Raw genomic sequence first — 25,942 nt, forward strand, 5'->3', positions numbered from 1 at the left:
CCTCCGCTCAGTTCGGGCTGCTTCCCATCCCCTTCCACTCCAGCTCGATCAGCCCCGGAAGACTCTCCAGCTCCGCCAGGATGGGAGGAATATCCGCCGCGCCCCGCGTCGACGGCCAGCGCAGCTCGCAGGAGATACTCTTCCGGTGTTCGTCTACAAAGTGGCTGACCGAAAGGGAGCGGACATGAAACTTAGCCGCCACCAGCCGGTCGCGCAGCTCCTCGACCGTCAGCCAGTCCTCTCCGGCCATCACGCACAACGTCGCCCGCTCATACCGCTCAATCCGGTTTTCGACGCCGCGCAGCCCCTGCAGCACCAGAAATCCGGTCAGCGTCGCCGCCGAGCCCAGCACGAGCTGGCCTCCGCCCAGGCACAGCCCCACAACGGTCGCAAACCACAGCGTTGCGGCGGTCGTAATGCCCAGCACAATCTCATTCTTGCGGACAATCGCGCCCGCCCCGATAAACCCCACCCCGGTCAGAATGCCGAGAGGCAGCCGCATCAGGTCCATCACCGCGTAGGAGTCATGCGGTTTCCCGTTCGTCGGCATCAGCAGATTCACCTGAATCATCGCCACCGACGCCGCCAGCGTGACCAGCAGCGTCGTGCGCAGCCCCGCCGGATGCCCCGTCTTGCTCCGCTCCGCGCCCAGTATCCCGCCCGCAATCACCGTGAGCAGAAGACGCAGCGCGATCGCCGGCCAGTGAATCTCCGCCGTCATGTATCCCTTGGATTAAGTCACCACTCGCCGCGGATGGCTGGCCTCTGCTCCGTCAGTCGATTTTGGTGAATGGATCGGGTGGAAGGGTATGGGCTCCGGGCCGTGTCTGAGGAATCGGTTCCGGCAAAGTTTTGTATCAGGGCACGACTTCAGTCGTGCCGTATGCCGCCGAAATACATCCGGGCTTCAGCCCCTGAGGAATCATTTCCCAGGCGGACTATCGCTATTTCTCAGCCCGGCTCAGGCAGCGACTGCCGCACAGCCGCCATCGCCTTCCAGGGATCGCGCCGCAGCCGGCTCGACCACTCTTTGAAGTCGTGTACGCGAAAGACCGGCATCTTTCCCTCGGAAAGCTCCTTCCACGCCAGCGGCATCGCTGCCGGAGCGCCGCTCCGCGCCCGCGGCGAATAGGGAGCCACCGCCGTCGAGCCCCGGTCGTTGCGCAGATAGTCCAGAAAGATCCGCCCCCTGCGCGCCGCGCGCGTCATCTTCGTCAGATACAGCTCCGGATGCGCTGCCTCGATCTCCAGCGCGATCCTGCGCGCAAACTCCTTCACCGCCGGCCACTTCTCCTTCGGCGTCAGCGGAGCCACCACGTGCAGCCCCTTGCCTCCGGTCAGCTTCACAAAGCTCGTCAGTCCGTACCGCTTCAGCTTTGCGCGCACTTCCTCCGCGGCCGACGCCAGCACCCGCCACGTGATCCCTTCCCCCGGATCGAGATCGAAGATCAGATGGTCCGGCTTCTCCACCGCATCGTTCCGCGATCCCCACGGATGAATCTCCATCACACCCATCTGCGCCAGCCCCGCCAGCGCCTCCGGCGTCGACAGCGTGATGTACTCCTCGGCCTTGCCGCCGCCACGTTCGGCAATCTTCGTTCCCTCAATCCCATCCGGCATGCCCGCCGTCACATGCTTCTGAAAGAAGCAGGGATGGCCGCTTCCATCCGGACAACGAACCAGGCTCAGCGGCCGCCCCGCAATGTAGGGCAGCATGTACTGCGCGATGGCCAGGTAATAGTCCGCCAGCTCCTGCTTGGTCAGGTGCGATTCCGCATCGAGCTCTTTATCCGGATGCGTAAGACGAATCTCGTACGCATGCGTCTGCGCCGGCGCGCGCTTCCCGGCAACCGCCTTCTGCTTCACCGGCGCAGAAGAATGCTTCGCTGCGCTCTTCGCTTTCTGCGGCGTCTTCGGCACAGGCTCTTCGGTCTCCCGCACCACATCGGCTGCGGGCTTGTCGTCGCGCACGCCCTTGAACGAGGCCTGCCGCACCAGGTGATCCGCCGTCCACGTCGCGAACGCAACCTCCGTCACCACGCCGGGAGTCACCCACCTCACCCCGCGTGCCGCCTCCGCCGGAACCGCATCGAATGCCGGGCCGCTGCGCCGCAGCTTCTCCAGCCGCTCGCGCATTGCACGCCGCGCCGCCTGCGTAAAGCCGGTCCCGGTGCGTCCCGCATAGATCAGCTTCTTTCCCTCGTAATAACCCAGCAGCAGCGCGCCAATGCCGCGGCCTCCATCGCTCGGAAGCGTAAACCCTCCGATCACGAACTCCTGCCGCATCCCGCATTTGATCTTCAGCCAGCTTCCGCCGCGCGCGGAGCTATATGGCGCATCGGCCCGCTTCGAGACAATCCCCTCCAGCCCCAGCCGGCACGCATGCGCAAAGACCCTGCCGCCATCTTCTTCCAGATGCTCGCTCAGGCGCACAAACCACTCGTCGTCTTCGCCGTTGCTCTCGCCCAGCAGCTGCGCCAGCATCGCCTTACGCGCCGTCAGCGGCTCTCCACGCAGTGAGTGACCGTTCAGATGCAGCAGATCGAAGACAAAGTAGTACAGCGGCTGCCGCCGTTCTTCGTGAAAGGCCTGCTGCAGCAGCTGAAAGCTGCTCGCGCCCGACGGCGTAAGCGCCACCACCTCGCCATCCAGAATCGCCGCCTCGACCGGAAGCTCCTTCAGCTCCGCGGCAATATCCGCCATCCGGTGCGTCCAGTCCAGTCCCTTGCGCGTCAGCAGCTTCACCTCAGGCCCTGCTTTAGCGCGGCGAATATGTGCCTGCATGCGATACCCATCCAGCTTCAGCTCATGCAGCCATCCATCGCCCTCCGGAGCAGCGGCCGTCAGCGACGCAAGCTGCGGCTGCACAAACGCCGGCATCGTCTCGCGAGGCAGCCGGGCGAGCGCCTTCGTGGCAATCGGCTCACCCTTCCTTCGCCGTTTCGCAGCGTTTGTCTTTGTCCGTGCTTTACCCCTGCCGGAGCCCTTCGCCGCTTCTCCGTTGGCTTCGCGGCTGTGCCACACGCGGTCTTCCTGCGCGGCAATGGCCTTCAGATCGCGACCTGTCGTCACGCTGTCCGGTGCATCCTCAAGAATGCTCGGGTCCTTCTCCGCTTGTTCATACTGGTCATGCTCTTTAATCAGCAGCCAGTTCGGTTTGGCCTCGCTGGCCGCGCGTCCGCCCATCCGGATCAGCGCCCACTTCCCATGCAGCTTTTTTCCGTGAAGCGTGAACTTCAGATTTCCTTTGGCCAGCCCTTCGCTCGCATCGCCCAGCGGCTCCCAGCTCCCTCTGTCCCACAGCATCACGGTGCCGCCGCCATACTCCCCTTTGGGAATAATGCCTTCAAAGCCGCCATACTCCAGTGGATGATCCTCCACCTGTACCGCCAGGCGCTTGTCTCCGGGAAAGTAGCTGGGGCCTTTGGCGACCGCCCAGCTCTTCAGCACCCCATCCCACTCCAGCCGAAAGTCGTAGTGAAGCCGCGTGGCATCGTGCTTCTGAATCACAAAGGCAAGTGTGTGGCCGCGTGCTTCCGGCTTCGCGGCCGCAGACGGCCCGCCCCGCGGCTCCGCTGTTTTGTTGAAGTCGCGCTTTTCGCGGTACCGCGCCAGATTCTTCCGGATACTCCCTGAGCCGGGCTTTTGCTGCGAGGCACGTCGCACCATCACCACCTGCCCTTAAGCGCTTCTGCGATGGCTGGCCGCCGCAGGCCTCACCGGTACCGGACCCTTCTTCGCGGGGATCGCGCGTCCCTTGCGTGCAGACGCAGCAGCACGCTTCGCAGGTGCCTTGCCGTTCTTCTCGCCGATGCTTCTGCGCAGCGCCTCCATCAGGTTCACGACCTTCTCCGGCCTCGCTTCCTCTTCCTCGCGTGCCAGCGGCTCGTTCTTCAGCTTCGCGTCCAGCATTTTCTGAAGAGCCGTTTCATAGTCGTCCTTAAAGTCGCTCGCATCGAACACGTGCGTTCTGCGCCGAATCAGCTCCTTCGCCAAAGCCAGCTGATCCGCATCCACCGTCGCCGCGCCGATCGACGAAAAATACTCATCCGGCTTGCGCAGCTCGCCGGCATAGCGCAGCGTATAGGCCATCAGGCCGCGCGCATGTTTGCCCATCTGCGGAACGATCGCCACCAGGTGCTCGCGCCGGTCGAAGGAGACTTCGCCCAGCCCCGCCTTGCCCGACGCCTGCAGCGCCTCGCGAATCACCTGATACGCCTGCGTCTGCTCATCGTCTTCCGGAACCACAAAGTAAGGCCGGTCGAAGAACGACGGATCGATCTCCGCAGCCGCGACAAACTGTGAGATCTCGAGAGCGCGCTTCGTCGGCAGACGCAGTGCGTCAATCTCCTCCGGATCGATAATGAGGTACTTTCCCTTGTGGTATTCGTACCCCTTCACGATCTGGCTGCGATCGATCGGGCGGTTGTTCTCGACCACGCTCTGGCGGCGCACCCGCTCGCCCGTCTCACGATCGATCTCGTGAAAGGAAATCTGGCTGGCTGCGCTGGTAGCCGGAAAAAGCTTCACGCCGAAGGAGACCAGAGAAATCTGTAGCTGACCTGACCACGTTGGATGTGCCACGTGCAACCTCGCGTACTGCAGGTAATTAGGATTCCACCTCACGGCGGAAAGCTGCCACGCCTGCGATTGTTCCCTGATCGGATACTCACCCGGGCAGACCCACCCTGGCAAAGCTAAGGTGGAGAGATGTGCCCACGCTTCGTATCAGGGCACGGCTTCAGCCGTGCCGAAACAGCCTTAATCGGATGGGCTTCAGCCCCTGTCTCGTCGGGTGTCCCATGTCCCGTTTTGACAGAGGTTCTTCATCCGGCGCGGAACGCTGCCAGTGATCCTTACGCGAAAGGCCGCTGTTTGCAACACGTTTCTGGCGTGCAGCCCCATTCCGGGGCGAACAGAACGGGAAGAGAAATGCCTGGGGGAAAGATTTCTACGCCGCTTTTTTCTGCGCCTGAATGCGCTCCGAAAGCAGCTCCTTCGCCCGTTCCAGCTCTCTTCTGCGTGTGGCGCTCAGCCCCTTGCCCGCTCGGTTGATGAAGTAGGTCAGCATCCGCATCCCCGATCCAGGTCCCCTGGGAGAAACCTTCTTCGAGGCCAGCGTGCGCGCAATCACCGGCGCGCTCTTCGTGAAAAGCCCCTCCGGCGGATGCGTCGAGTCCGTCTTTACCTTACTGACCCAGCGCTTTCCGCTCGTATGGCTTCTGCCTGTGCTGCCTTTTCCAGTGCTGTGCGATGTCCGCGTCTTCGTCATCGAAACCTCCCGCTGTGATCCTGCAGGTTACGATGCGTTCCTGATGCAGTCCGTCTATTCCATTGCCGCAGCCGTGCTCTGATACTCGCTCCGCGTCAGGAAGTAGAAGACCGCCGGCGTCACCACCAGCGACAGCAGCATCGAGATCAGCAGTCCGCCGGTCACCGCAATCGCCAGCGGCTGCAGCATCTGCGACCCCGCGCCCAGCGCAAAGGCCAGTGGCAGCATGCCCGTCACCGCGGCCAGCGCCGTCATCAGAATCGGCCGCAGTCGCCGCTTCGCCGCCTCCAGCATCGCTTCGTGCCCATTCATGCCCAGGCTGCGGAACTTGTGCTCCGCATCGAGCAGCAGAATGCCGTTCTTGGCCACGATCCCGATCACCATAATCAGCCCCATGAACGAGGCCACGTTGAACGAGGTCTGCGTGATCAGCAGCGCCACGGCCACTCCGAAGGTCGACAGCACCGACGAGGTCAGAATCGCCACCGGCGCGGCAAAGTTGCGGAACTCCGCCAGCAGCACTCCGAAGACCAGCACCAGCGCCAGCAAAAGCACAATCAGCAGCTGATGGAACGATGTCTGCTGCTCCTGGTAGGTGCCGCCGTACGTCACGCGCACCGTTGGAGGCAGATGCAGCCCATCCACCGCGGCCTTCACCCGCTTCATCGCCGAGCCAAGGTCCGAGCCCTCCAGCCGACCCGTCACCACGATCATCTGCTGCAGGTTTTCGCGCCGGATCTCGTTCTGCGGCGGCAGCTGCTGCACCGTCGCCAGCGCGCCCAGCGTTGAAGTGTGCCCGCTCGAGCTGTTCAGCACCGTATTCTCGATTGCGCTGAGCGAGCTGCGGTACGCGTCCCCAAACCGGACGCGCACCGTATACGGCCGGTCATTGCTGATGATCGGATTGGCCGCCGGCACGCCATCCAGAATGGCCGTCGCGTCTGTCGAAACCTCTTCCGGCGTAAACCCCAGCCGCGCCGCTACCGCGGGGTCCACCTGGAACGAAGTCGCCGGGCCGCTGATCGTGTTCTCGATCCCGTTTAGCACGTCCACGACGCCCGCCTGTTTGTGGATCGCGTCCGCCACCTCGGGCCCAAGCTGGTTGAGCAGCGCCTGGTTGTTCGAGAAGATCTTGATCTGCACCGGCTCCGGCGCATTCGACAGGTCGCCGATCATGTCCTGCAGCACCTGCGTGAACTCCACGTCCAGCTCAGGCTCCGACGAGGTGATCTGCGCGCGCACGTCGCTGATCACATCGTCGATGGCCCGGTCGCGCTTGTCCTTCAGCTTCACCGTGATGTCGCCCGTGTTGGCTTCCGTCACCGCCGCCAGCCCCATCTGCAGACCGGTGCGCCGCGAGATGCTCTCCACCTCCGGCGTGTTCTTCAGAATCTGCTCCACGTGGCGCAGCACGCGGTCCGTCTCCGTCAGCGAGCTGCCCGCCGGCATGATGTAGTCCAGCACGAACCCGCCCTCATCCATCTCCGGCAGCAGATCCGTCCCCAGCGACTGAAATACAAAGTAAGTGCCCGCCACCAGAATCACGCAGCCCGCCACCAGCCACAGCGGACGCCGCAGCGCCTGCTGCAGCAGCCTGCCGTGCCAGTCGATCACGCGCCGCATCAGTCCCGTGCTGCCTTCGGTCTCATGCAGCATCAGCTTTCTCAGCTCTTCCTCTTCCGTCTCCACCGGCTTCGCGGCATCGTCTTTCGCGCGGTTGTCGTTGCGCAGCAGCATCAGGCTCAGGCTCGGCGTCCACGTCAGCGCCAGCAGCAGCGACGTCAGCAGCGAGACCGTCATCGTAATCGCCAGCGCGCGGAAGAAGCTCCCCGTCACGCCCGTCACGAAGATCAGCGGAAGAAACACCACGATCGGCGTAATCGTCGACCCGATCAGCGGAGCCGTAATCTCCTTCAGTGCCTTGCGCACCGCTTCGAAGCGCGGCTCGCCCGCATCGCGGTGCAGTACGACGTTCTCCACCACCACGATCGCGTCGTCGATCACCAGGCCCACGGCCGCCGCCAGCCCGCCCAGCGTCATCAGGTTAAAGCTCTGCCCCGTCGCGTACAGAAAGATAAATGTAACCAGCACTGTGACAGGAATCACCAGCCCCGCGACAATCGACGATCCCCAGTCGCGCAGAAACACCACCAGAATGATCGAGGCCAGGATCAGGCCGATCAGAATCGCATCGCGAACGCTGTTGATGCTCTCGCGCACCAGGTGCGACTGGTCGTAATATGGCTCGACCTGCACGCCCGGAGGCAGCACGTGCTTCAGCTGCGCGATCTCCGACGCCACTTCGTCCGCTACCGTGACCGTGTTGCTCGAAAGCTGCCGCGTCACATTCAGCAGCACCGCCGGCTTTCCATTCGCCGTGACAATCGTGTACACCGGCATATCGGCCGGCTGCACCTCGGCCACGTCGCCAATGCGAATCGGAACCCCGGCCGCCGTGGTTTTGATCACCACCTGCGCCAGCTCGGCTGCGTTGTGAACCTGTCCGCCCACCAGCCCCAGAATCAGCTCGTGCTGGCTCTCATACAGCCCCGGCGAATCGATCAGATTGGTCAGCTGCACCGCGTTCAGAATATCGGTGACCGTGACCCCCGCCTCCTGCAGCTTCGCCGGATTCGGGATCACGTGGAACTCCGGCACCTTGCCGCCCTGCACCGTCACCGTGCTCACGCCGGGAAGCCGGTTCAGCGGCGGCTTCAGATCGTATGTCGCAATCTCCCACAGCCGGTCCTGCGCCACCGTATCCGAGGTCAGGCTGTATCCGAGAATCGGAAACGTCGCGAAGGTCAGCCGGTTGACGGTGATGTGCGTCGTCGCCGGCAGTGTCTGCTCCACGCGTGAGATCGCGGCATTCACATACTGCAGCGTCTGGAACATATCCACGTTCCAGTTGAAGAACAGGCTCACCTCCGCCGATCCGCGGCTGGTGATCGAGCGCACCGTTTCGAGCTCCGGCACCGCGTTCACCGCGTCCTCCACCGGCCGCGTGATCGTCACCTCCATCTGCTCCACCGGCATCACGCCGTTGTCGATGCCGACCACCACGCGGGGAAAGTTCGTCTCCGGAAAGACCGCAATCGGCACCTGCGTCGCCAGATACACGCCGGCCACCACCGCGACAATCACAAAGAACAGAACCGGCCGCGTATTCCGCGCCAGCCAGAAGCTGCTGTCGCCGCGAAGGCCCGCCTGTATTCTTTCCTTCAGTTGCTGAAGTCCTGCCTGGCCGCGCCGCTCCCGGGGCATCAGTCATCTCCTCCGGATTTCGCAGCGCTCGGCTTGTCGGCATCCTGATCGGCCTCGGCCGCCGTCACCACCTTCACCTTCGTGCCGTCGTCCAGCGCATACGCGCCCACTGACACCACCTGCTCGCCCGCCTTCAGACCGCTCACAATCTGGACCACCGCATCGTCGCCGCTGCCCGACGTGATGCCGGTCTGCACCACGCGCTGATGCGCCACGCTCCCTGCGTCAACCACCAGCACCATCGTCTTGCCGCTGCTGGCCGTCACAACCGCTCCCGCCGGCACCACCAGCGCATGCGGAAAGCTCCTGCCCGCAATCGAAACATGCACCGGCGTGCCCGCCCGCAGCTCGCCCTTCGCATTCGGCACGCGCACCCATACCTCGACCGTCGTGCTGCCCGGATCGAGCGCCGGGCTGATCAGCGATACCGTGCCCTTCGCCGGCTCATCCATCCCCGGCACCGCGACGCTCGCATCCGATCCCACCTTCATCTGCTGCACCTCCGACTGCGGCAGATGCGTCTTCGCAATCAGCGCCGAGGTGTCCATCACCGTCAGCAGCGGAGTTCCCGCCGCCGCCGTCTCGCCCGGAAACAGCGGCCGCTCCGTCACCACGCCGCTGATGGGGCTGCGAATCTCCGTGTAGTTCACCATCGCCTGCGCGCCCTTGTATTTGCCCTCGGCGGACTCCAGTTGCCCTTTGGCGCTCTCCATCGCCGCCGCGCGATTCACCGCCCGCTCCGACGCGAGGTGCTTCTGCGCAATGTCGTATGCGCTCTGCGCCTGCACCAGCGCTGCGTGCGCCGTCTGCACATCGCGCTCCGGAATCGCTCCCTGAGCGAACAGCGATTTGCGCGCGTCATAAATCTTCTGCTGCAGATCCAGCGCCGTCTTCGCCTGCTCCTCGTCCAGCTCCGCCTTCTGCGTGCTCTCCGGAATCGTCGCCTTCACCGCCGACTGATAACTCGCCTGCGCCTCGGCATACGCGCCGCCCGCGTCCATCGCAGCCGCCGTCAGGTCCTTGTTTTCGAGCGTCGCCAGCAGTTCGCCCGCCTTCACTCTGCTGCCGCGCTGGATAAAGTACTTCGCCACCGGCGCCGTCACCTTCGGCACAATCGCCGCCTGCGCCAGCGGAGCCAGCACCGCGTCTCCGGTAATCTGCTCCGTAACCGGCTGCTCCGTCGCCGTCGCGGCCTGCACGCTCACCACCGTCGGAGGCGCCGCCTCTTTGCTGCTGCATCCCGCTGCCAGCAGCAGCGCTGCCGCCACGGCCACAGGTGCGTATCGTCTGCAGCGCGGCTCTCTCCGCAATGCAGCTGGGGTATCGATCCGGTTCATCCAGTCGGCCTTTTTATCCACGTTCTGCCTCATTGAGCAAGCACTCCGGTCAGCGTCAGCAGGCTTGCCAGCGCCGCGCGATAGCGAACCATTCCATCTGCCTGCGCCGCCTCCGCCGTCGCCAGCGTGTTCTGCGCATCCACCACTTCCAGCACCGTCGCCTCGCCCGCCTTGTAACGCAGGTTGGTCAGCTCCAGGCTTTTGCGCGCCCCACCGGTGCTCTGGTCGAGCGAGCTCAGCTGCACGCTCGCCGCGCGCGCTTCGTCATAGAACTCGTCCAGCTCCGCAATCAGCGCCCGCTGCGTATTGGTCAGCTGCGTTCGCGCCACGTCGCGCATCGCCTTCGCCTGCCGCACGTGCGCCTGCGTCGCAAACCAGTCCCACACCGGAATATCCAGCGTCACCGACGTGGAGTACGCCAGGTTGTGCACGCCGTCGCGGCCGTTCACCGCAAACTGCTCTGCGTCGATGCCGTAGTTGTAGTTCAGCGTCAGGTCCGGCAGATACGCGGCCCACGCCGCCTTCACATCCAGGTTCGCCGCATCGGCCGCAGCCAGCGCGCTGCGCAGGTCCGGATTGTTCTTCTCCGCGGCCGCCTGTACATCCGCTCGCTCCGGCACTGCAGGCAGCTTCGCCTCCGTCTCCGCAAGCTGATAGCCGGTCCTGGGATCGGGAAATAACAGCACGCCCAGATCCAGCCGCGCCCTACTGGCGGCCAGCGTGGCGTCGCTCAGCGCGCGCTGCTTCTCTTCCAGTTGAAGCTCGGCTTTCACCACATCGGCGTGCGCCACTTCACCCGCCGTTTCCAGCCGCTCCGTCAGATCGTGAAAGTGCGATGCCTCATCCGTCGCGCGCTGCGCCACAGCCTCCTTGCGGTCTGCGGCCAGCAGCGAGAAGTAGAGATTCACCACATGCACCACCAGCGCCCGCCGTGCCGCCTCCTGCTCCGCCGACGCCTGAATCGCCGCCGCGCCCGCGCGTTTGTACTGCGCAAACACGCCCAGCCCCACCGTCTCCGTCACCTGCGCCTGGCTCATGTACTCGTGCACGCTGTTGTTGGCGATATACGCCGGTGCCGGAGTCACTCCGCTCTGCGCCAGCGCCGCCTGGTCCTTCGCCGGCAAATGTGCCGACTGCGTGAACAAATACTGATTGAAGTAGCGCACGCTGGGCAAAAAGGCCGACCGCGCAATCGTCCTGTCCGCCGCCGACACCTGATTCGCCGCAACCGCGCCCGCGTATGTGGGGTCCGCCGTCTCCGCGCGGCGAATCGCCTCATCCAGCGTGATCACCGCCGGAGCCTGAGCGGGAGCCTGTGCCTCCGTGGCAACAGCACTGCCCGCAGCCGGAGCGCTCGGCAGTGTTCCCGCCGCTCCCGCCTCCTGCGCCGTAGCCGGCACAGCAAGGCACAACGCTGCCAGCAAAGAGATGCCCACTCCCGCGACCGGGAAAAGAGCGCTTCGATGATGCCGTTGTCCAGTCAATCGCTCACTCCGTGCGCCCACACCGGAAGGAGCAGGTGCACACGTCTCTCTCCGAATTTTCCGGCCGATGATTCCCGTACAGTCTTTCAGTGGAGCCTTAAAAAAAGATGAAGGTGTGGAACCTTAAAAAAATATGAAGGTAATGCGTAGAACATCCCGACGATTTAAGTGCCCCATTCTTCGCGAAGCGAAGTGTGGGAGTGTAGAACCTCAACCCAGGTTTCCGCTTTGTCTCGCGCCAGCGAGACCCGGTAGAAGCACCGGGCTTTAGCCCGGTGAATAAACAGACGAAGAAAGACGGGCTTTAGCCCCGGCCGTCCCCCACGCCGGGCAGCCATACCGTTGCGGCTGCGCCGCCGCCGCGCTCGCTCTCGATCCGGATCGTGCCGCCTGCCTTCACCACAATCGCCCTGCAGATCGCCAGTCCCAGCCCCGTGCCGCCCGTATTGCGGTTGCGCGAAGGGTCGTCGCGATAAAACCTCTCGAAGACATGCGGCAGCGCCTCCGTGTTGATGCCGTCTCCCTGGTCCACCACGCGCAGCTGCACGCCGCCCTCGGCAGCCTCCACCGTAATCTGCACCGCGGCCTGCTGCGGGCTGTGCTGCAGCGCATTCAGCAGCAGGTTTGAGACGATCAGCCCAAAATCGTCCTCGGAAAGCCGTACGGAAAGCGGTCCCGAAGCCGTCACCTGCACCTTCACATTACGCAGCTCGGCCATCGAGGCAAACTGTTCCGCGGTCCTGCGCGTACAGGCCGCCGCATCCGACGCAGTCTCGATCGCCGTCGTTCCCGCCGCCGCGCTTTCCACCCGCGCCAGCGTCAGCATCTTCAGCACAATCTCTTCCATGCGCGCGCAGTCCGCATGGCAGCGCTCGAGCCCCGCTTCATACTCCTCCGCCGTGCGCTTCTTCATGTGCAGCAGCTGCAGAGACGATTTCGTTACCGCCACTGCCGTCTTCAGCTCATGCGCCGCATCGCTTACAAACCGTCTCTGCTGCTCGAAGGCGCGCTCCAGCCGCTCCAGCACGCTGCGCAGCGCCTGCTCCAGCGGAGCCAGCTCGCGAATCCGCCGCACCTCCTCCGGCGGATTGAACTGCCACGCGTGCACCGAGATGCCCGCCGCCTCCGCCGCCAGCTCACGCACCGGAGCCAGCGCCCGGCTCAGCAGCCACGCCATCAGCACGCCCGTAATCGCCATCAGCAGAACGCTCGCCAGCGCATAAAACTCCACCGCATCCCGCACCGCTCTCCACACGTGCTTCGTGGGAGCGCCGTAAACAATCACTACGTGCCGCGGAATCCCGCCGCCCTTGTCTCCCGGATCGACAATGCGCAGCCCGTGCAGCACCAGTCCGCGGTAATGCCTGTCCTTCACCTGCATTTTGAAGTACGAGCCGTCTGAAGCCTGCAGCTCCGTCTGCGACGCGCCGCTCCAGTTCGCCGACCGCCCCAGCACGCGCCCGCTCGCATCGCGCACTTCGTAGACGTCCTCCCGGGGAAGGGAAATCTCCGTCCCGTCGAGCATCACGTTGTCGCCCGTGTCCTCCGCATCCTGCACCGCTCCCAGCAGCGAATCGGCCCGCCCGTGCAGCATCACATCGAAGGCGCGGAAGTGCGAATGCCGCTCGTAGATCAGAGCGATTCCTGTCACGCATAGCGCCGCGAGCAGTTCGGTCAGCAGAACGGTGACAATCAGCCGCCGCACAATCGAATACCGCTTCATCCCGCGATCTCCCGCTGAATCACCAGCCGGTAGCCGCGCCCCCGCAGCGTTTCGATGCACGGCTGCTGCGCCTCCGCGTCCAGCTTCCTGCGCAGGTTCGAGACATGCGCCTCGATCACGTTCGAGTGGTGCTCCCAGTTGTAGTCGTACAGATGCTCCAGCAGCTCGCGCTTCGAAACCACCACCCGCGGCCGATGAATCAGATATTCGAGAATGCGGTACTCCATCGGAGAAAGCTCGATCCGCCGTCCCGCCCGCTCCACCGTCTGCTCCAGCGTGTTTACCTCCAGATCGGCCACCTTCAGCGTCGGGTGCGGAGCGCCCTTGCCGCGCCGGATCAGCGCCTTCGCGCGCGCGATCAACTCGCCCAGGTCGAAGGGCTTGCTCAGGTAATCGTCTGCGCCCGTGTTGAGCAGGTCGATGATCGACCCGGTCTCGCTCTGCGCCGTCAGAATCAGCACCGGCGTGCTGGCTCCCCGCGTTCTCAGCCGCTTCAGAACACTCTTGCCGTCCATCTTCGGCAGCATCAGGTCCAGGATGATCAGGTCGTAGCACGGATCTTCGGCCAGCAGTGCGCCCGTCTCTCCGTCCTCTGCGCAGTCCACGGCAAAGCCCGGACCATCGCGCAGAGCCGACGCGATATTTTCCGACAGCCGCGTCTCATCCTCGACCAGAAGAACCCGCATATTGATCAGTGTCGCTCAGGCGCGGCGTCTCCGTCGCGCCTGTTTCGAGCGGCGTTTTATCGCTCCACCACCAGAACCTCGAAGCTGTCCGCCAGAATCGCAGGCCGCGGGCGCGGATGCTCCGCCGTCGCTGCGGGCTTGGGTCCGAACTCCGCCGTCACCAGATAAATCGTTCCCGTGCGCGAATCGATCGCCATCGTGCGCGCGCCCCGCTTGGTCGGCAGCGTCTGCACCACATGGAACTTGTCCGGCGAGTCTTCCTTCACCACCGTCAGACTCCCCTCGCCATTCGAGCTGAAGGCAAGCTGGTCCTTCGTGTCGAAGCGGTCCGCATCCGGACCATCGCCGATCGGCTGCGTGGCCACCAGTTTGCCCGTATCCGAATCCACGATCGCCATCGTCTTGTTGTCGCAGACTGAGAAGAGGCGGTGATGCGCGGCATCGATCGCAAGCCCCGAAGGCGACTCGCACGGAGCCAGCGGCCACACATTCAACACCTTATGATTCGCCGCGTCGATGCGCACCAGCTGGCTCGTGTCCTCGATATTCACGAACACATGTCCCTGTCCGTCCGCCTGCGAAAACTCCGGCTTGCCCGGCAGCGGAATCGTCGCCACCACGCGATTCGTCGCCGTATCCATCACCGTCGCATTTTTGCTGCGTCCGTTGAAGGCATACACGCTCCGCGTCGTCGGCTCGTACAGAATCGAATCAGGATTGGTGCCCGCCTGCACTGAAGCCGTTACCTGAAAGGTGGAGCGGTCGAAGACGCGGATCATTCCCGCTGCGCCGTCGCTGATGTATCCGGTTTTTCCATCCGGATTCAGCGCCACGCCGTGCGTTCCGCCCAGCCCCGTGATCTCAGCTTTCTCTTTGCCCGCGACCAGATCCACCACCATCACCCGGTTGTTGCGCGCGATGTACAGCAGATGCGCCTGCGAATCGACCAGCAGATAATCCCATCCGCCCTCGCCGCCGAGCTTCCAGGTCTGCTTTATCTGATACGCGTCGGCCTTCTGTGCCCAGGCCGTGGATGAAAACATAACCGCCAGTCCAAGCCCGGCGATCAACACCCCGGACGCTGCTTTCCTGATCATCTTCCACATCCTCCCGCGATCAGGCTAGGAGCCGAACCTTAACCCAGCCTGAAGAGGACGCTTTTAACCATCTGTTATCGAAGCAGCAGCCCCCACGCCGCAATCACAATGCCCGCGCCCCCGAACAGCATGCCCAGAAGCCAGTACGAGCGCTGCCGGGTCAGCAGCGTGATCGACGTAACCACCAGCCCAATCTCCAGCAGCGCCTCGCCCAGATCGAATTTGGTGGCCCTGCGTTCCGCCTTGCGCACCTCGTCTTCGTACTCGCGCGCCTTTTTCTGGTCCTCCGCCAGATTCTCATTCCACTTGTCGAGGTGGCTTTTGTAATTGCTGCTGACCTGATTCGCCGCGTTCTGGTCGCGAATCGGCAGCGCCGTCAGCAGATCGGCGGTCAGCTGCGTGTCGTACTGGCGAATCTTCTGCGCCTGATAAAAATTCCACTGGTCGCTCGCCCGGGCCTGCATCAGCACCGCTTCGGTGTGCGTGCGGTGCCCCAGCACCGTGGTGATGGCCACCACCACGGCCAGTACGCTCATCGTAAAACTCACCGGCCTAAGGCTTGGGTCGTGTGCGGCGTGTTCGTGTTCTTCCTGCAGTTCCTGTGCTTCGTTCGCTTCCATAATCGCTTTCCGGCAGCGGCTTTCCTCGTGGCTGCCCGCCTCAGTGTACGAGCCCCCATCCGGTTTTGGAAGCGGATCAGTTTTAATAGATCAGCTTGAGCGAAAACTGAATCTGGCGCGAAGTCCCCGCCGTTTTGCTGATCTCTCCAAAGCCCGATCCCTTGATCGTATTGGCCGGCAGACCCATGTTCACGATATTGAACAGGTTGAACAGCTCCGAGCGGAACTGCAGGTCCATCAGCTCCGCGCCGCTTCTCCTGTGGCCGAACGGCGTGTCTTTGATGAACGCAAAGTCGAAGTCGTAATACGCCGGTCCGCGAAACGTATTCCGCCCCAGCGTTCCAAAGCGTCCCGAGTTCGGCCCGGTCCCGCCCGCGATCCCGGTCGGAATATGAAAGAAGGAAGCGTTGTTCGTCCCTTCTCCGAAGTAGTCTTCGCGCGGCCGGGTCGCGCTGTGCGTCGTCGACAGATGCGGTTTGGCAATCTGGTCCGGCCGGTCCGCGCCGTATGTGCCCACGCCCGTCTGCTGAATACCCGAGTACACCGTGAACGGCGCGCCGCTCGTGATCGTCGAGATGCTCAGCATCTCCCACCCCGCCGTCACCTTCCGGCTCACCGGATGCAGAAAGCCCAGGCTCTCCGCGTGCAGGTCCTGCGCCAGGCTCAGCGTAAAGGCATGCGCCGTATCGAACGTCGACGGCCCCTTCTCCGGGTGCGTATCGAATGGATTCTGCGGCGACGGAATCGTCACCGCGCCCGTCGAGCCCGTGCCGCCCGTCACCGTGCTCGTGTCGTCCAGCGACTTCGACCACGTATAGCTCGCCTGAATCCCCGGTCCGCCATGTCCCGCCGTGCCCGACAGCGATGTCTGCAGCGCGTGGTACGACGAGTGCGAGTTGTCGGTGATGACCTGTTCAAAGCCGAATCCGCCGCTTACCGCGCCCGACGCGTCGAACTGCGTGTACGGAGCAAATGCCGGCTCTGCGCCCGGATACCCGTTCGGATACGAGATGCGCGGCAGCCGGTACGACGCCGTGCCCACATACGCCGCATCCGCCGTCAGCCCGCCGAAGCGCCGCTCCGCGCCCAGCGTCCACGTCTGCAGAAAGCCGTTGCCGAAGTGCCGGTCCACCGCGCTGATGTTCAGCAGTGAGAGCTGATGATCGGGCGACAGCGCCGCCATGTCCTTCTGGTAGCGGTCCACATCCATCACCGTGTTGGCCGGAACCTTCTTCGTGTCGCTGCTCGCGAAAATATCCTGCCCCGCCGGCGTGTACACGCGCGGCAGCTGCGCCGGCGTGATCTGAAAGCCATAGCGGATCGGCCCGTTCTTCGCCGTGTTGACACGCGGATACACCGCAAACGGCGTCGAGCCGGTAAGAAAATTATCCTGCCAGATATTCGGCGGAATCACCGTGATTCCTCCGCCGGCATGTATGTGCAGCCTGCTCGTCGCGCGCCAGTCCAGCTGCACGCGCGGCCCCCATCCATTCCATCCGAACCGGTATCCCGGCTGCGGATTGATCAGATACTGCTGGCTCACGCCCGCCGGCGGATGAACATCCAGAAAGCTCGACGTGCGATGCGCCCGCTCTGAAATCGGCGAGTACACCTCGTAGCGCAGCCCGTAGTCCAGCACGAATCGCTCCGACAGCTTCCACGTATCCTGCGCATACACCGTGAAGTTGTTGCGGTTGATCGCCGCCGGTCCGATATGCGCTCCGTTCGAAAAATACGGCGGCGCCACCGCGACCGTGTACGAGTAGGGATAGCCGATCAGCAGGCTGCTCAGCGTATCCGGCAGCGGATCGCCCGGCTGCACGTCATGCGTTCCGCTCATCGAGGGAATAAAGATCGGCGAATACACCGTGCCTCCGCCAAAGTCGTACTCCCCGTTCGGGCTGATGCCGAAATACGTCGTGTCGCGGTTCAGGCGAACCTCCGCGCCTGCTTTCAGCGCGTGCCGCTTCGTCGTCCAGGTAAAGTTCTGCCGCGCCTGAAACAGATTTCCAAACGACGACATCACCGACCCCGCCGCCGAATTGAACGCCTCATACAGCCCGTCGTTAAACTTCAGCGCCGGGTCCGTCCGGTTGGGAGTAGGGAACGACGGCGTCGTGCGCGTGATGCTCAGCGACGACTCCCACAGAAAGCGCGGCGAAACCGTCCTCGTGTACGTAAAGACCACATTGCGCTGCCGGTCCACATACTGCACGCCGAAGCTCGGATCGATCGTCGTCTGGTCCGGATTCGTCGTCGGCCCCGTCAGGTTGTCGAAGTTGAAGCGCGCGAAGAACTGTCCCTTCTCGCCCAGCTTCTGATCCAGCCGGATCGAGAACTGATCGGCGTCCGTGGCCACCTTCGACGGAGCCGCATACGTCCGCGCCTGATACGTGCCCATCGGATTATTCGGCATCGGATACCGCGCCAGGACCGCGGCAATCTGCGGATTCACCGGAACCGTCAGCGTATCCGTGCTGCCATCCGCATACGTCACCGTATCGAACCCCGCGCGTTCTGAAGCGGTCGGCATCGGCAGCACCTGCGTCGTGCCCAGTACCTGGCGAAAGCCCTGGTACTGCCCGAAGTAAAAGGTCTTTCCGCGTCCGTCATAAAGGTGCGGCAGCACCACCGGTCCGCCATTCGTAAATCCGAACTCGTTGCGGCGGAAGGGCGGAATCCGCCCCGGCTCCGCGATCGAGGGATGATCGAAGTAGTTGCGCGCATCGAAGGCCGAGTTGCGCACAAACTCGAAGACCGATCCATGAAAGCCGCTGCTGCCCGAGCGCGTGATGATGTTCGTAAACCCTGAAGCGCCGCGTCCGATCTCCGCCGGCATCCACCCCGAGCTCGACTGAATCTCCTGCACCGCATCCACATTGAAGTTGGTGAAGGTCGCGCCGCCCATCTCCGGATCGCTGATATCCGCGCCGTCCATCGCGAAGGCCGCCTCCACGCCGCGCTGCCCGTTGATGGCAAACTGCTGCGTGAAGTTCGTCGCGCCGTTGCTGTCCGTCATCGTGCCCGCCGCCAGCAGCAGCAGCTGGCTGATGTCGCGCTTGTTCAGCGGCAGCTCGCTCACTGACTGGCTCGAAAGCTGCTCGCCTCCGGTCGCAGCCGGCTTCGTGCCTGAGTCGCTCGGCGGCGGCTTACCCGGAATCGAAAGGACATTCTCATCCGTAAGCGTCAGCGCGGCCACTCCCTGCGCGCTTGAAAGATCAATCGGCAGCGGCACACTCGCCGCTCTGCCCCGCGCCCGCACCGTCAGCAGGTAGCGCCCTGGCTGAATGTTCACAAAAGAAAAGCTGCCGTCCGCCTTCGTCGTGGTTGCGCGCCGGTTGTCCTGCAGGGCAAGCTCGACCGTGGCCCCGGCCACCGGCTGGCCCGATACCTGGCGCACCACGCCCTGCCACACGGGAATCGCCGTCGACTGCGCCGATAGGGGAAGAGTCAGAAGAAGGCATGCGGCGAGCAGGCAGAGCATCAGCCCCGAACCTCGTCTGCCACGCTGTGTTGTTTGCCGGAAGGTGTAACGGCTGTATGTTCTGCGATCCGCGATCAAATGGCCCAATCCACGTCGTAACGTTTACATTCGGGCGAAATACCGGCTCTTTTCTCAGCCTTTCGTTCGCCGGTGGGAATTATATCGGCTCAGCAGGATACCGGTCCGTAACCGGCGGCATCCAGGGGTGCCCCCGGCGTGCCCCCACCTTCGCGCAGCCTCGGTGGGAAGGGAGTATTGAATCAGGGTGCCCTATGTCCGTCTTTTCGGACATGGGACTGAAAACCCTTTCCTTGTCATCCCGACACCCTTCCCCTTTGTCATCCCGAGCGAAGTCGAGGGATCTGCATTTTCTCTTCCCTCAGAAGAGTCAGGGTGCCCCACCTTCGCGAACCGGGGCCCCCGGCGCATGTAGTGTTCGTGCGCTGGGGTGGAGAAGCTAAGGTGGGAGGCGTTATCGCTTTGTATCAGGGCACGGCTTCAGCCGTGCCGAACCAATCTCAAAAATCAAAGGGCTTCAGCCCCTGTGCGACATAGCCACGGAACACCTCCCGTCTCGCGCCAGCGAGACCCGGTGAATAAAGCATCAAAGAAAAAAGGGGCTTCAGCCCCGGCCTGAAAACAGACTCATGATTCGGTTCAGGGTGCGCGGAACGAATACGCCGTCACCGAATGAGGAGGCACCGTCACCGACGCTGGACTCGACAGCGTGCTGTTCGTAAGCGCCACCGTCGCCGCTGTAAGGTACGTCGTCGAGCCCGTGCGCGAGTCGTTCATCAGATTCAGCGCGCCCGGCGCATACTGCATCACCTTCACCGTCCCCTGCGGCGCCGCCGTCCCCGCAAAACCGACCGTATAGCTCGTCAGCGGATTCGTATTGATCAGCACAAAGCTGCGCTCTGCGCCGCTCCTGAAGCAGAACGCATACAGCCACGGAACATGATCCATCGCCGGCTGATCGTTGTCCGCCGGATCGCCCGGATAATCGTACGTCGGCAGCCCCGACGTGAAATCGCAGTCCGTCATCTCGCCTTCGATGGCGTGATTCACCAGCTCCACTCCCAGAAACTGCGGACGCACATTCTCCGTCGCCCCGCCCATGTCCACCACGTCGCCCCACAGCTTGGCATACAGATCCGGCGGATTCGACGTGCCGTTGTACACCCCGGTCAGCGTGAAGAACGCCTGGCTCAGAATGCCTGCACGCTCGTTCAGCAGCCCCTCCAGCGCGGCCACGATGCCCTGTCCGGCTCCTGATGTCAGCTCGTCCTCTTCGTCCTGGGTCAGATTGCGCGCCGGCGGCGTGCACTTCGTCCCGCACGACTGCATCGTGGAGTTGTTCTCCTCATACACCGCCACTTCGCAGCGCGACGTCCCCTTCGGCCCGCAGGCATGCAGATTCTGATAGTCCTTCAGCGACTGATATACCTTTGTCTGCGACCGCGGGTTATAGATGTTGTTGTACGGCTCCACCAGCGCCGAAGCCCACGCCGCATCCATCGACGGCGGACTCATCCCGAGCGACGTATACGCATTGATCTCCGCATAATCCGGGCATCCGTCTTTCTTCGGTCCGCACACATTCTCAATCGCCAGATCGGCCTGGAACGTCGTCGCCGTCTGAAACCCGATGCCCAGCCTGATCACATCCGGAGGAAAATACGGGTCCCGTGTCCGGATCGGCTGAAAGATCGCGTGCGCCCTCTCCGAATAATCTCCGTAGTATGTCGCGTTCTTCCGCCACGGCAGATTCTGCCCGGCAAAGGCAAAGTTCCAGCACTCGTTGCAGAACGAAAGATCGATCTCGCTGAAGACCGAGGTCCACGGCTGCGTCTGTCCCAGCGCCGCTCGCCTCGCGCCGTACTTCGTCACCGCCGGAGCATCCAGGAACTCCGTCAGGTTCACCGGATCGTCCCCTTCCAGCGTCACCGGCAGCTCGATATACGGCACCACCGGCTTGCCTGAGATCTTCTGTACCGTCTCGCACAGCACCAGAAAATCGTTCAGGCTGATGCCTTCGCCCATGCCCTCGTTATAAAAGCCTGTGCCCGAGTACGCCCGTCCCATCGCCTGATCCGGCTGCGTCCAGTTCCATGCCGTCTCGCCATTCTGGCTGCCCCAGAAGCGCAGCACCTGCGACCCCGACCGGACCAGCGTATCCACCACCTCATCGCGAAACACCGACGGATTCCGCGGATTCTGCCCCGAGATCTTCCGGAAGCTCAGATTGTCGAAGGCCACCGCGCCCCCGGTCACCGCAACCGTAAACATCCCCGGTCCCGGAGCCGTGCAGTCCGTCGTTTTGCCGCCGGCCACGCAGTTCGCATCGCCCGTTGCAATGCCCACCTCGGCCGCCTCGCAGTTCTCCGTGTATTCGGCCCACTGCCCGGTCAGCTTCGGAGCAAACGGCGCGCACCGCAGCCGGTTCGAGCTCGTGCTCAGCCTCTCGAGCGACGTCCGCAGCTGCGGACTCCCCGCGGTAATCTTCGCTTCAAAAGACAGCTGGTACGTCCCCCGGTGCAGCACATAAATATCCGGCGTCGTATTCGCGATCTGCAGATTGTCGTAGTAGAGCGTAAAGCCCGAAGAAGACCCCGGCGCCGTCGCATCCATCACCAGCGACTGCGTCCCGCACGCGGCGCACAGCCCCGTCGTCAGCGACGTCAGCTTTCCGCCCCTCGGAATCTGCACCGCCGCCAGCCCGTTGCTGCCCGCGCTCCGGTCGCCCTCCCACACCGCCTCCGGTGTCGGGTCCGTCACCTTCGACACGATCATCACATCGCCCGCCGCCGTCGCCGCCGCGCACGGAGCGGCAAACGTGAACGTCACCCCCTGGCCCTTCCGGAAGTCGCTCCGCGAATTCCCGGCAATCGTGCCCGAGCACCCCAGCTCCGCCCCATGCCTCTGCGACTGGACAATCGAAAACTCCGCGCCCTTCCAGTAATCCTCCGCCACCGGGTCATACGAGTCCGGCGAAACAAAGGTCGTGCGCGTCCCCTCGTCTCCCGACGGCCAGATCTGCCGGATCGAGAACGGCTCGAAGCCCGGATTCCCCGTCCCCAGCAGGTTTTTGAAGACCTGGCTGTTGTCGTAATACGACAGCGATCCGACATTGTGTCCAATGCGTTTGGGGTGAGCCTGCAGAACCGAGGCGTCGTTAAAGGTGAGCGTTTGCGCTCCGGCAATCGTCGAGACCAGCAGCAACAGCCAGGGAAAATGCCTCATACCGATGCTGTTCATTGTAGTGGGCAGCGGTTCTCCCCCAGGGAAAACTTCCAGGAAATCTCCGCACGGCATGAATTTTGAATGACCTGCCTGTAACAGACCGAAATTGCCGGCCGCCGGGGTGCCCCATGCCCGTCTTTTCGGACATGGGACTGAAACCCTTTCCTTGTCATCCCGAGCGAAGTCGAGGGATATGCATTTCTTTTCCCTCCGAAGAGTCAGGGTGCCCCACCTTCGCGCAGCTAAGGTGGGAAGGGCACGGCTTCAGCCGCTGAGGGACGGTTTCCGAATATTCCATCCCCGCCCTGTCATCCCGACACCCTCCCCCTTTGTCATCCCGAGCGAAGTCGAGGGATCTGCATTTCTCTTCCCCCTGAAAAGTCAGGGTGCCCCACCTTCGCGAACCGGGGTCCCCGGCGCACGCGGTGTTCCTGCGCTGGGGTGGAGAAGCTAAGGTGGGAACGTCTCGCGCCAGCGAGACCCGGTAGAAGCCCCCGGCTTTAGCCGGGGGAATAAAGATATGAGAAAAAAGGGGCTTCAGCCCCGGCGAATGAAAGCGAGAAATTGAAAGAGAGTGTCCCATATCCGTCTGTTCGAACATGGGGATCGCAGAATCCGGATGCTTCGCGGAGCCGAAAGCCGCGTTCCAGGCCGCACCCGGCGACCCGAAAGTTGCAGGCCGATGTACCCTCAGCGTCATATCCACCCCTTGCAGCCGTCCTCTATGGTTCCTGCATCTCACTCCCTCAAAGGGGACAAAGCTTTTATGCAGGTTCTTTGCATGCCCACTCAGTTCCATGCCGACATTGAATGCCCCATCTGCGGCCAGAGTTTCGCACTCTATTTCGAAAGACAATCCGAGGCCGAGCGGCACAACGCCCTCGAAGAGGTGCGCTGCGCGCTCATCAACCACCACGGACTCGTCAGCACTGCCGCAGCGCACTCCGGCAGCTCCTTCAATGTGCCCGAGTGGTCCGGTCCGGCCAATATGTCGGCGGCGGCGCTGCTGGGCGGCGCGCCGGTCCACGAATAAGTCAGGCCCTCCCCACGCCCCTCGAACGGGCGCAGAAAAAGTAAAAGGGCCACCGTCTGGTGGCCCCGAAATGCTTCTTCTGCAGTTGCCTGTTATTCCTGAACATTATCCACAAACGCCTTCAGCTTGCGCGACCGCGACGGATGCCGTAGCTTGCGCAGCGCCTTCGCCTCGATCTGCCGGATGCGCTCACGCGTCACCTGGAAGCTCTGTCCCACCTCTTCCAGCGTGTGCTCCGAGCCGTCTTCGAGTCCGAAGCGCATCTTGATCACGCGCTCTTCACGCGGCGTCAGCGTGCGCAGCACCTGGGACGTGTACTCCTTCAGGTTCACGCTGATCACGGCATCGGACGGCGAAACTGCCTGGCGGTCTTCGATAAAGTCGCCCAGGTGCGAATCTTCCTCTTCGCCGATCGGCGTTTCGAGCGATATCGGCTCCTGTGCAATCTTCAGCACCTTGCGCACCTTGGCTACAGGAATATCCATCCGCCGCGCGATCTCTTCCGAGGTAGGTTCGCGGCCCAGCTCCTGCACCAGCTGCCGCGACGTGCGGATCAGCTTGTTGATCGTCTCGATCATGTGCACCGGAATGCGGATCGTTCTCGCCTGATCGGCAATGGCGCGCGTAATCGCCTGTCGAATCCACCACGTCGCATACGTCGAGAATTTGTAACCGCGGCGGTACTCAAATTTGTCCACCGCCTTCATCAGGCCGATATTGCCCTCCTGAATCAGGTCGAGAAACTGCAGTCCGCGGTTCGTATACTTCTTCGCAATCGAGACCACCAGCCGCAGGTTGGCTTCAATCAGCTCGCGCTTCGCCTGCTCGGCATCCATGTCGCCCTGGATGATCTCGCGCTGCGTGCGCTTCAGCTCGGCAATCGACAGCCCGGCTTCCTGCTCCAGCTTCTCAAGGTCGGTCCGGCAGTTCTTTTGCTGGCGCCGGTACTCCTTCTTCAGCTCCTCGCTCTTCGACTGCTCGAACTTCTGGTCCAGCGAGCGAATCTGCCGCTCCAGCATGCGCATGGCGTCGACAGTCTTGTTGACCTTGTCCAGCAGCCGCTTGCGCTCCTGGTTCGTGTAGCGCAGCTCGCGCACAATGCGCGTAACGTAGATCTTCTCCCGGGCAATGCCCCAGCGCGTCCTGCGATGCTCCTTCGCCTTCGCCTTGGGATTGATCGTCGCCAGCTTTTCGTCCAGCGCCTGCGCCTTCTTCTGGTGCTTCACCAGCGCATCGATGCGGCTCACCGTCTGCCGTACCCGCGCCTGCAGAATCTCTTCCGTGATCTCCTCTTCGTCGAAGATCACCACTTCCTTGATGTTGCGTACGCCGCGCTTCAGGTCTTCACCCAGCGCCGTCACTTCGCGAATCACGATCGGCGAGCGCGAAACCGCCTTCATCACGCGCATCTGTCCGCGCTCGATGCGCTTGGCGATCTCTACTTCGCCTTCGCGCGTCAGCAGCGGTACCGTGCCCATCTCGCGCAGATACATGCGGACGGGGTCGTTCGTCTTTTCCAGCGTGCCCGGTGTCAGGTCGAGCTCGACATCCTCGCCCTCTTCGCCTTCAAACTCATCGCGGTCGCCGCCGAGCTTCGGGCCGCCTTCCAGCAGGTCAATTCCCTGGGTGCCGATCGTGGTGATCAGATCGTCCAGATCGTCCGGGGAATTCATGTCGCCAGGAATGAGCTCATTGACCTCGTTGTAGGTCAGATAGCCCTTTTCCTTGCCTACGTCGATCAGTTTCTGGATATCTTCTTCGTATTTGTCTTCAATGGCCAAGCGGATTGGTCTCCCGCAATCGATGTTCGGATCTGTTTGTCTGGATGAGACGCGGTGCGGTCGAAGCCAGTGGGCAAAATCCCGGTGCGAAGCTTAGTCGCGGGGCAAGGGCGCACGTCCACCAAAGACTTCCAGAATATCATGCCGGGGAGGCAGTTCCGGCGTACTTTGAGAGCACATACACATTTTGCTCTCCCTCCCGCAGCCCTGAGTTTTCTCGCAGATCCTCAAATACTTAGATGTGGAAAAACCGAAATTGTTTCATCCCGCCCGCCACATTTCCCGTAGATGACGCGGATGACATCTGGCCCGCACAAGTCTTCCTGGCCTGTGTGAGAAAAGCGGGAGAGAAAGGGCTTGCAGAATCCCGGGTGCCCCACCTTCGCGCAGCTAAGGTGGGAGGCGTCATCGCTTTGTATCAGGGCACGGCTTCAGCCGTGCCGAACCAGCTCAAAAACCAAAGGGCTTCAGCCCCTGTGCGACATAGCCACAGAACACATCTCGTCTCGCGCCAGCGAGACCGGTAGAAGCCGGGTACCCCATGTCCGTCTTTCCGGACATGGGACTGGAAACTCTTCCCCTTTGTCATCCCGAGCGAAGTCGAGGGATCTGCATTTTCTCTTCCCTCAGAAGAACCAGGGTGCCCCACCTTCGCGAACCAGGGTCCCCGGCGCACGTGGTGTCCGTGCGCTAAGGTGGGAGGCGTCATCGCTTTGTATCAGGGCACGGCTTCAGCCGTGCCGAACCAGTTTCAGAAACCAAAGGGCTTCAGCCCCTGTGCGACATAGCCACGGAACACATCTCGTCTCGCGCCAGCGAGATCCGGTAGAAGCACCGGACCATCTCACTCGTGCCAATCCACCTGTCAACCCACCCGGCCCTAAAATCCCGCATAAACCCAACAAATCAAAACCGTTT

15 protein-coding genes are annotated in these 25,942 nt (G+C 62.9%); 1 reads left to right on the plus strand and 14 read right to left on the minus strand.

Going from position 1 to position 25,942, the window contains the following annotated elements:
* Positions 1–7: 7 nt before the first annotated feature.
* From D0Y96_RS14630 to D0Y96_RS14690, 13 genes are all read right to left on the minus strand, one after another.
* Positions 8–721, minus strand: coding sequence for an MgtC/SapB family protein (locus tag D0Y96_RS14630; protein ID WP_117301314.1), 714 nt, complete (start codon positions 719–721; stop codon positions 8–10).
* Positions 722–951: 230 nt separating this feature from the next.
* The gene (ligD, locus tag D0Y96_RS14635; protein WP_117301316.1) at positions 952–3,669 is read right to left on the minus strand and encodes a DNA ligase D; all 2,718 of its coding nucleotides are present in this window, start codon (positions 3,667–3,669) and stop codon (positions 952–954) included.
* A 12-nt stretch (positions 3,670–3,681) separates the two neighbouring features.
* The gene (gene ku, locus D0Y96_RS14640) at positions 3,682–4,584 is read right to left on the minus strand and encodes a non-homologous end joining protein Ku (protein ID WP_158562402.1); all 903 of its coding nucleotides are present in this window, start codon (positions 4,582–4,584) and stop codon (positions 3,682–3,684) included.
* Positions 4,585–4,951: 367 nt separating this feature from the next.
* The gene (locus D0Y96_RS14645; RefSeq protein ID WP_117301320.1) at positions 4,952–5,272 is read right to left on the minus strand and encodes a DUF3175 domain-containing protein; all 321 of its coding nucleotides are present in this window, start codon (positions 5,270–5,272) and stop codon (positions 4,952–4,954) included.
* 54 nt (positions 5,273–5,326) lie between these two features.
* Positions 5,327–8,536: an efflux RND transporter permease subunit gene (locus D0Y96_RS14650; protein WP_117301322.1), complete on the minus strand. Its 3,210-nt coding sequence runs from the start codon at positions 8,534–8,536 to the stop codon at positions 5,327–5,329.
* Positions 8,536–9,810 (minus strand): efflux RND transporter periplasmic adaptor subunit, encoded by a 1,275-nt coding sequence (locus D0Y96_RS14655; RefSeq protein ID WP_350449086.1) that lies wholly within the window; start codon positions 9,808–9,810, stop codon positions 8,536–8,538. The genes D0Y96_RS14650 and D0Y96_RS14655 overlap by 1 nt, the downstream gene beginning before the upstream one ends.
* Positions 9,811–9,902: 92 nt before the next feature.
* The gene (locus D0Y96_RS14660) at positions 9,903–11,357 is read right to left on the minus strand and encodes a TolC family protein (protein WP_117301325.1); all 1,455 of its coding nucleotides are present in this window, start codon (positions 11,355–11,357) and stop codon (positions 9,903–9,905) included.
* Between the two features lie 304 nt (positions 11,358–11,661).
* Entirely contained in the window at positions 11,662–13,080 is a 1,419-nt protein-coding gene (locus D0Y96_RS14665; RefSeq protein WP_117301327.1) for a sensor histidine kinase, read from the minus strand.
* Complete coding sequence (locus D0Y96_RS14670; protein WP_117301329.1) at positions 13,077–13,766, minus strand: response regulator transcription factor; 690 nt, start codon at positions 13,764–13,766, stop codon at positions 13,077–13,079. The genes D0Y96_RS14665 and D0Y96_RS14670 overlap by 4 nt, the downstream gene beginning before the upstream one ends.
* Before the next feature lie 56 nt (positions 13,767–13,822).
* On the minus strand, positions 13,823–14,863 hold the full coding sequence (locus D0Y96_RS14675; RefSeq protein WP_117301331.1) for a YncE family protein: 1,041 nt from the start codon (positions 14,861–14,863) through the stop codon (positions 13,823–13,825).
* Positions 14,864–14,937: 74 nt separating this feature from the next.
* Positions 14,938–15,483: a DUF4337 domain-containing protein gene (locus D0Y96_RS14680; protein ID WP_117301333.1), complete on the minus strand. Its 546-nt coding sequence runs from the start codon at positions 15,481–15,483 to the stop codon at positions 14,938–14,940.
* 82 nt (positions 15,484–15,565) lie between these two features.
* On the minus strand, positions 15,566–18,967 hold the full coding sequence (locus tag D0Y96_RS14685; RefSeq protein ID WP_117301335.1) for a TonB-dependent receptor: 3,402 nt from the start codon (positions 18,965–18,967) through the stop codon (positions 15,566–15,568).
* A gap of 657 nt (positions 18,968–19,624) precedes the next feature.
* Positions 19,625–22,210, minus strand: coding sequence for a hypothetical protein (locus D0Y96_RS14690; RefSeq protein ID WP_147325076.1), 2,586 nt, complete (start codon positions 22,208–22,210; stop codon positions 19,625–19,627).
* 781 nt (positions 22,211–22,991) lie between these two features.
* On the opposite strand from D0Y96_RS14690, the gene D0Y96_RS14695 reads away from it, so the two are divergent.
* Positions 22,992–23,243, plus strand: a complete 252-nt coding sequence (locus D0Y96_RS14695; RefSeq protein ID WP_117301339.1) for a hypothetical protein — start codon at positions 22,992–22,994, stop codon at positions 23,241–23,243.
* A gap of 92 nt (positions 23,244–23,335) precedes the next feature.
* Here D0Y96_RS14695 and rpoD read toward each other — a convergent pair whose 3' ends face one another.
* Positions 23,336–25,024, minus strand: a complete 1,689-nt coding sequence (gene rpoD / locus D0Y96_RS14700) for an RNA polymerase sigma factor RpoD (RefSeq protein WP_117301341.1) — start codon at positions 25,022–25,024, stop codon at positions 23,336–23,338.
* Positions 25,025–25,942: the final 918 nt, after the last annotated feature.

The sequence above is a fragment of the Paracidobacterium acidisoli genome (assembly GCF_003428625.2).
Classification (GTDB): Bacteria; Acidobacteriota; Terriglobia; order Terriglobales; family Acidobacteriaceae; genus Paracidobacterium; species Paracidobacterium acidisoli.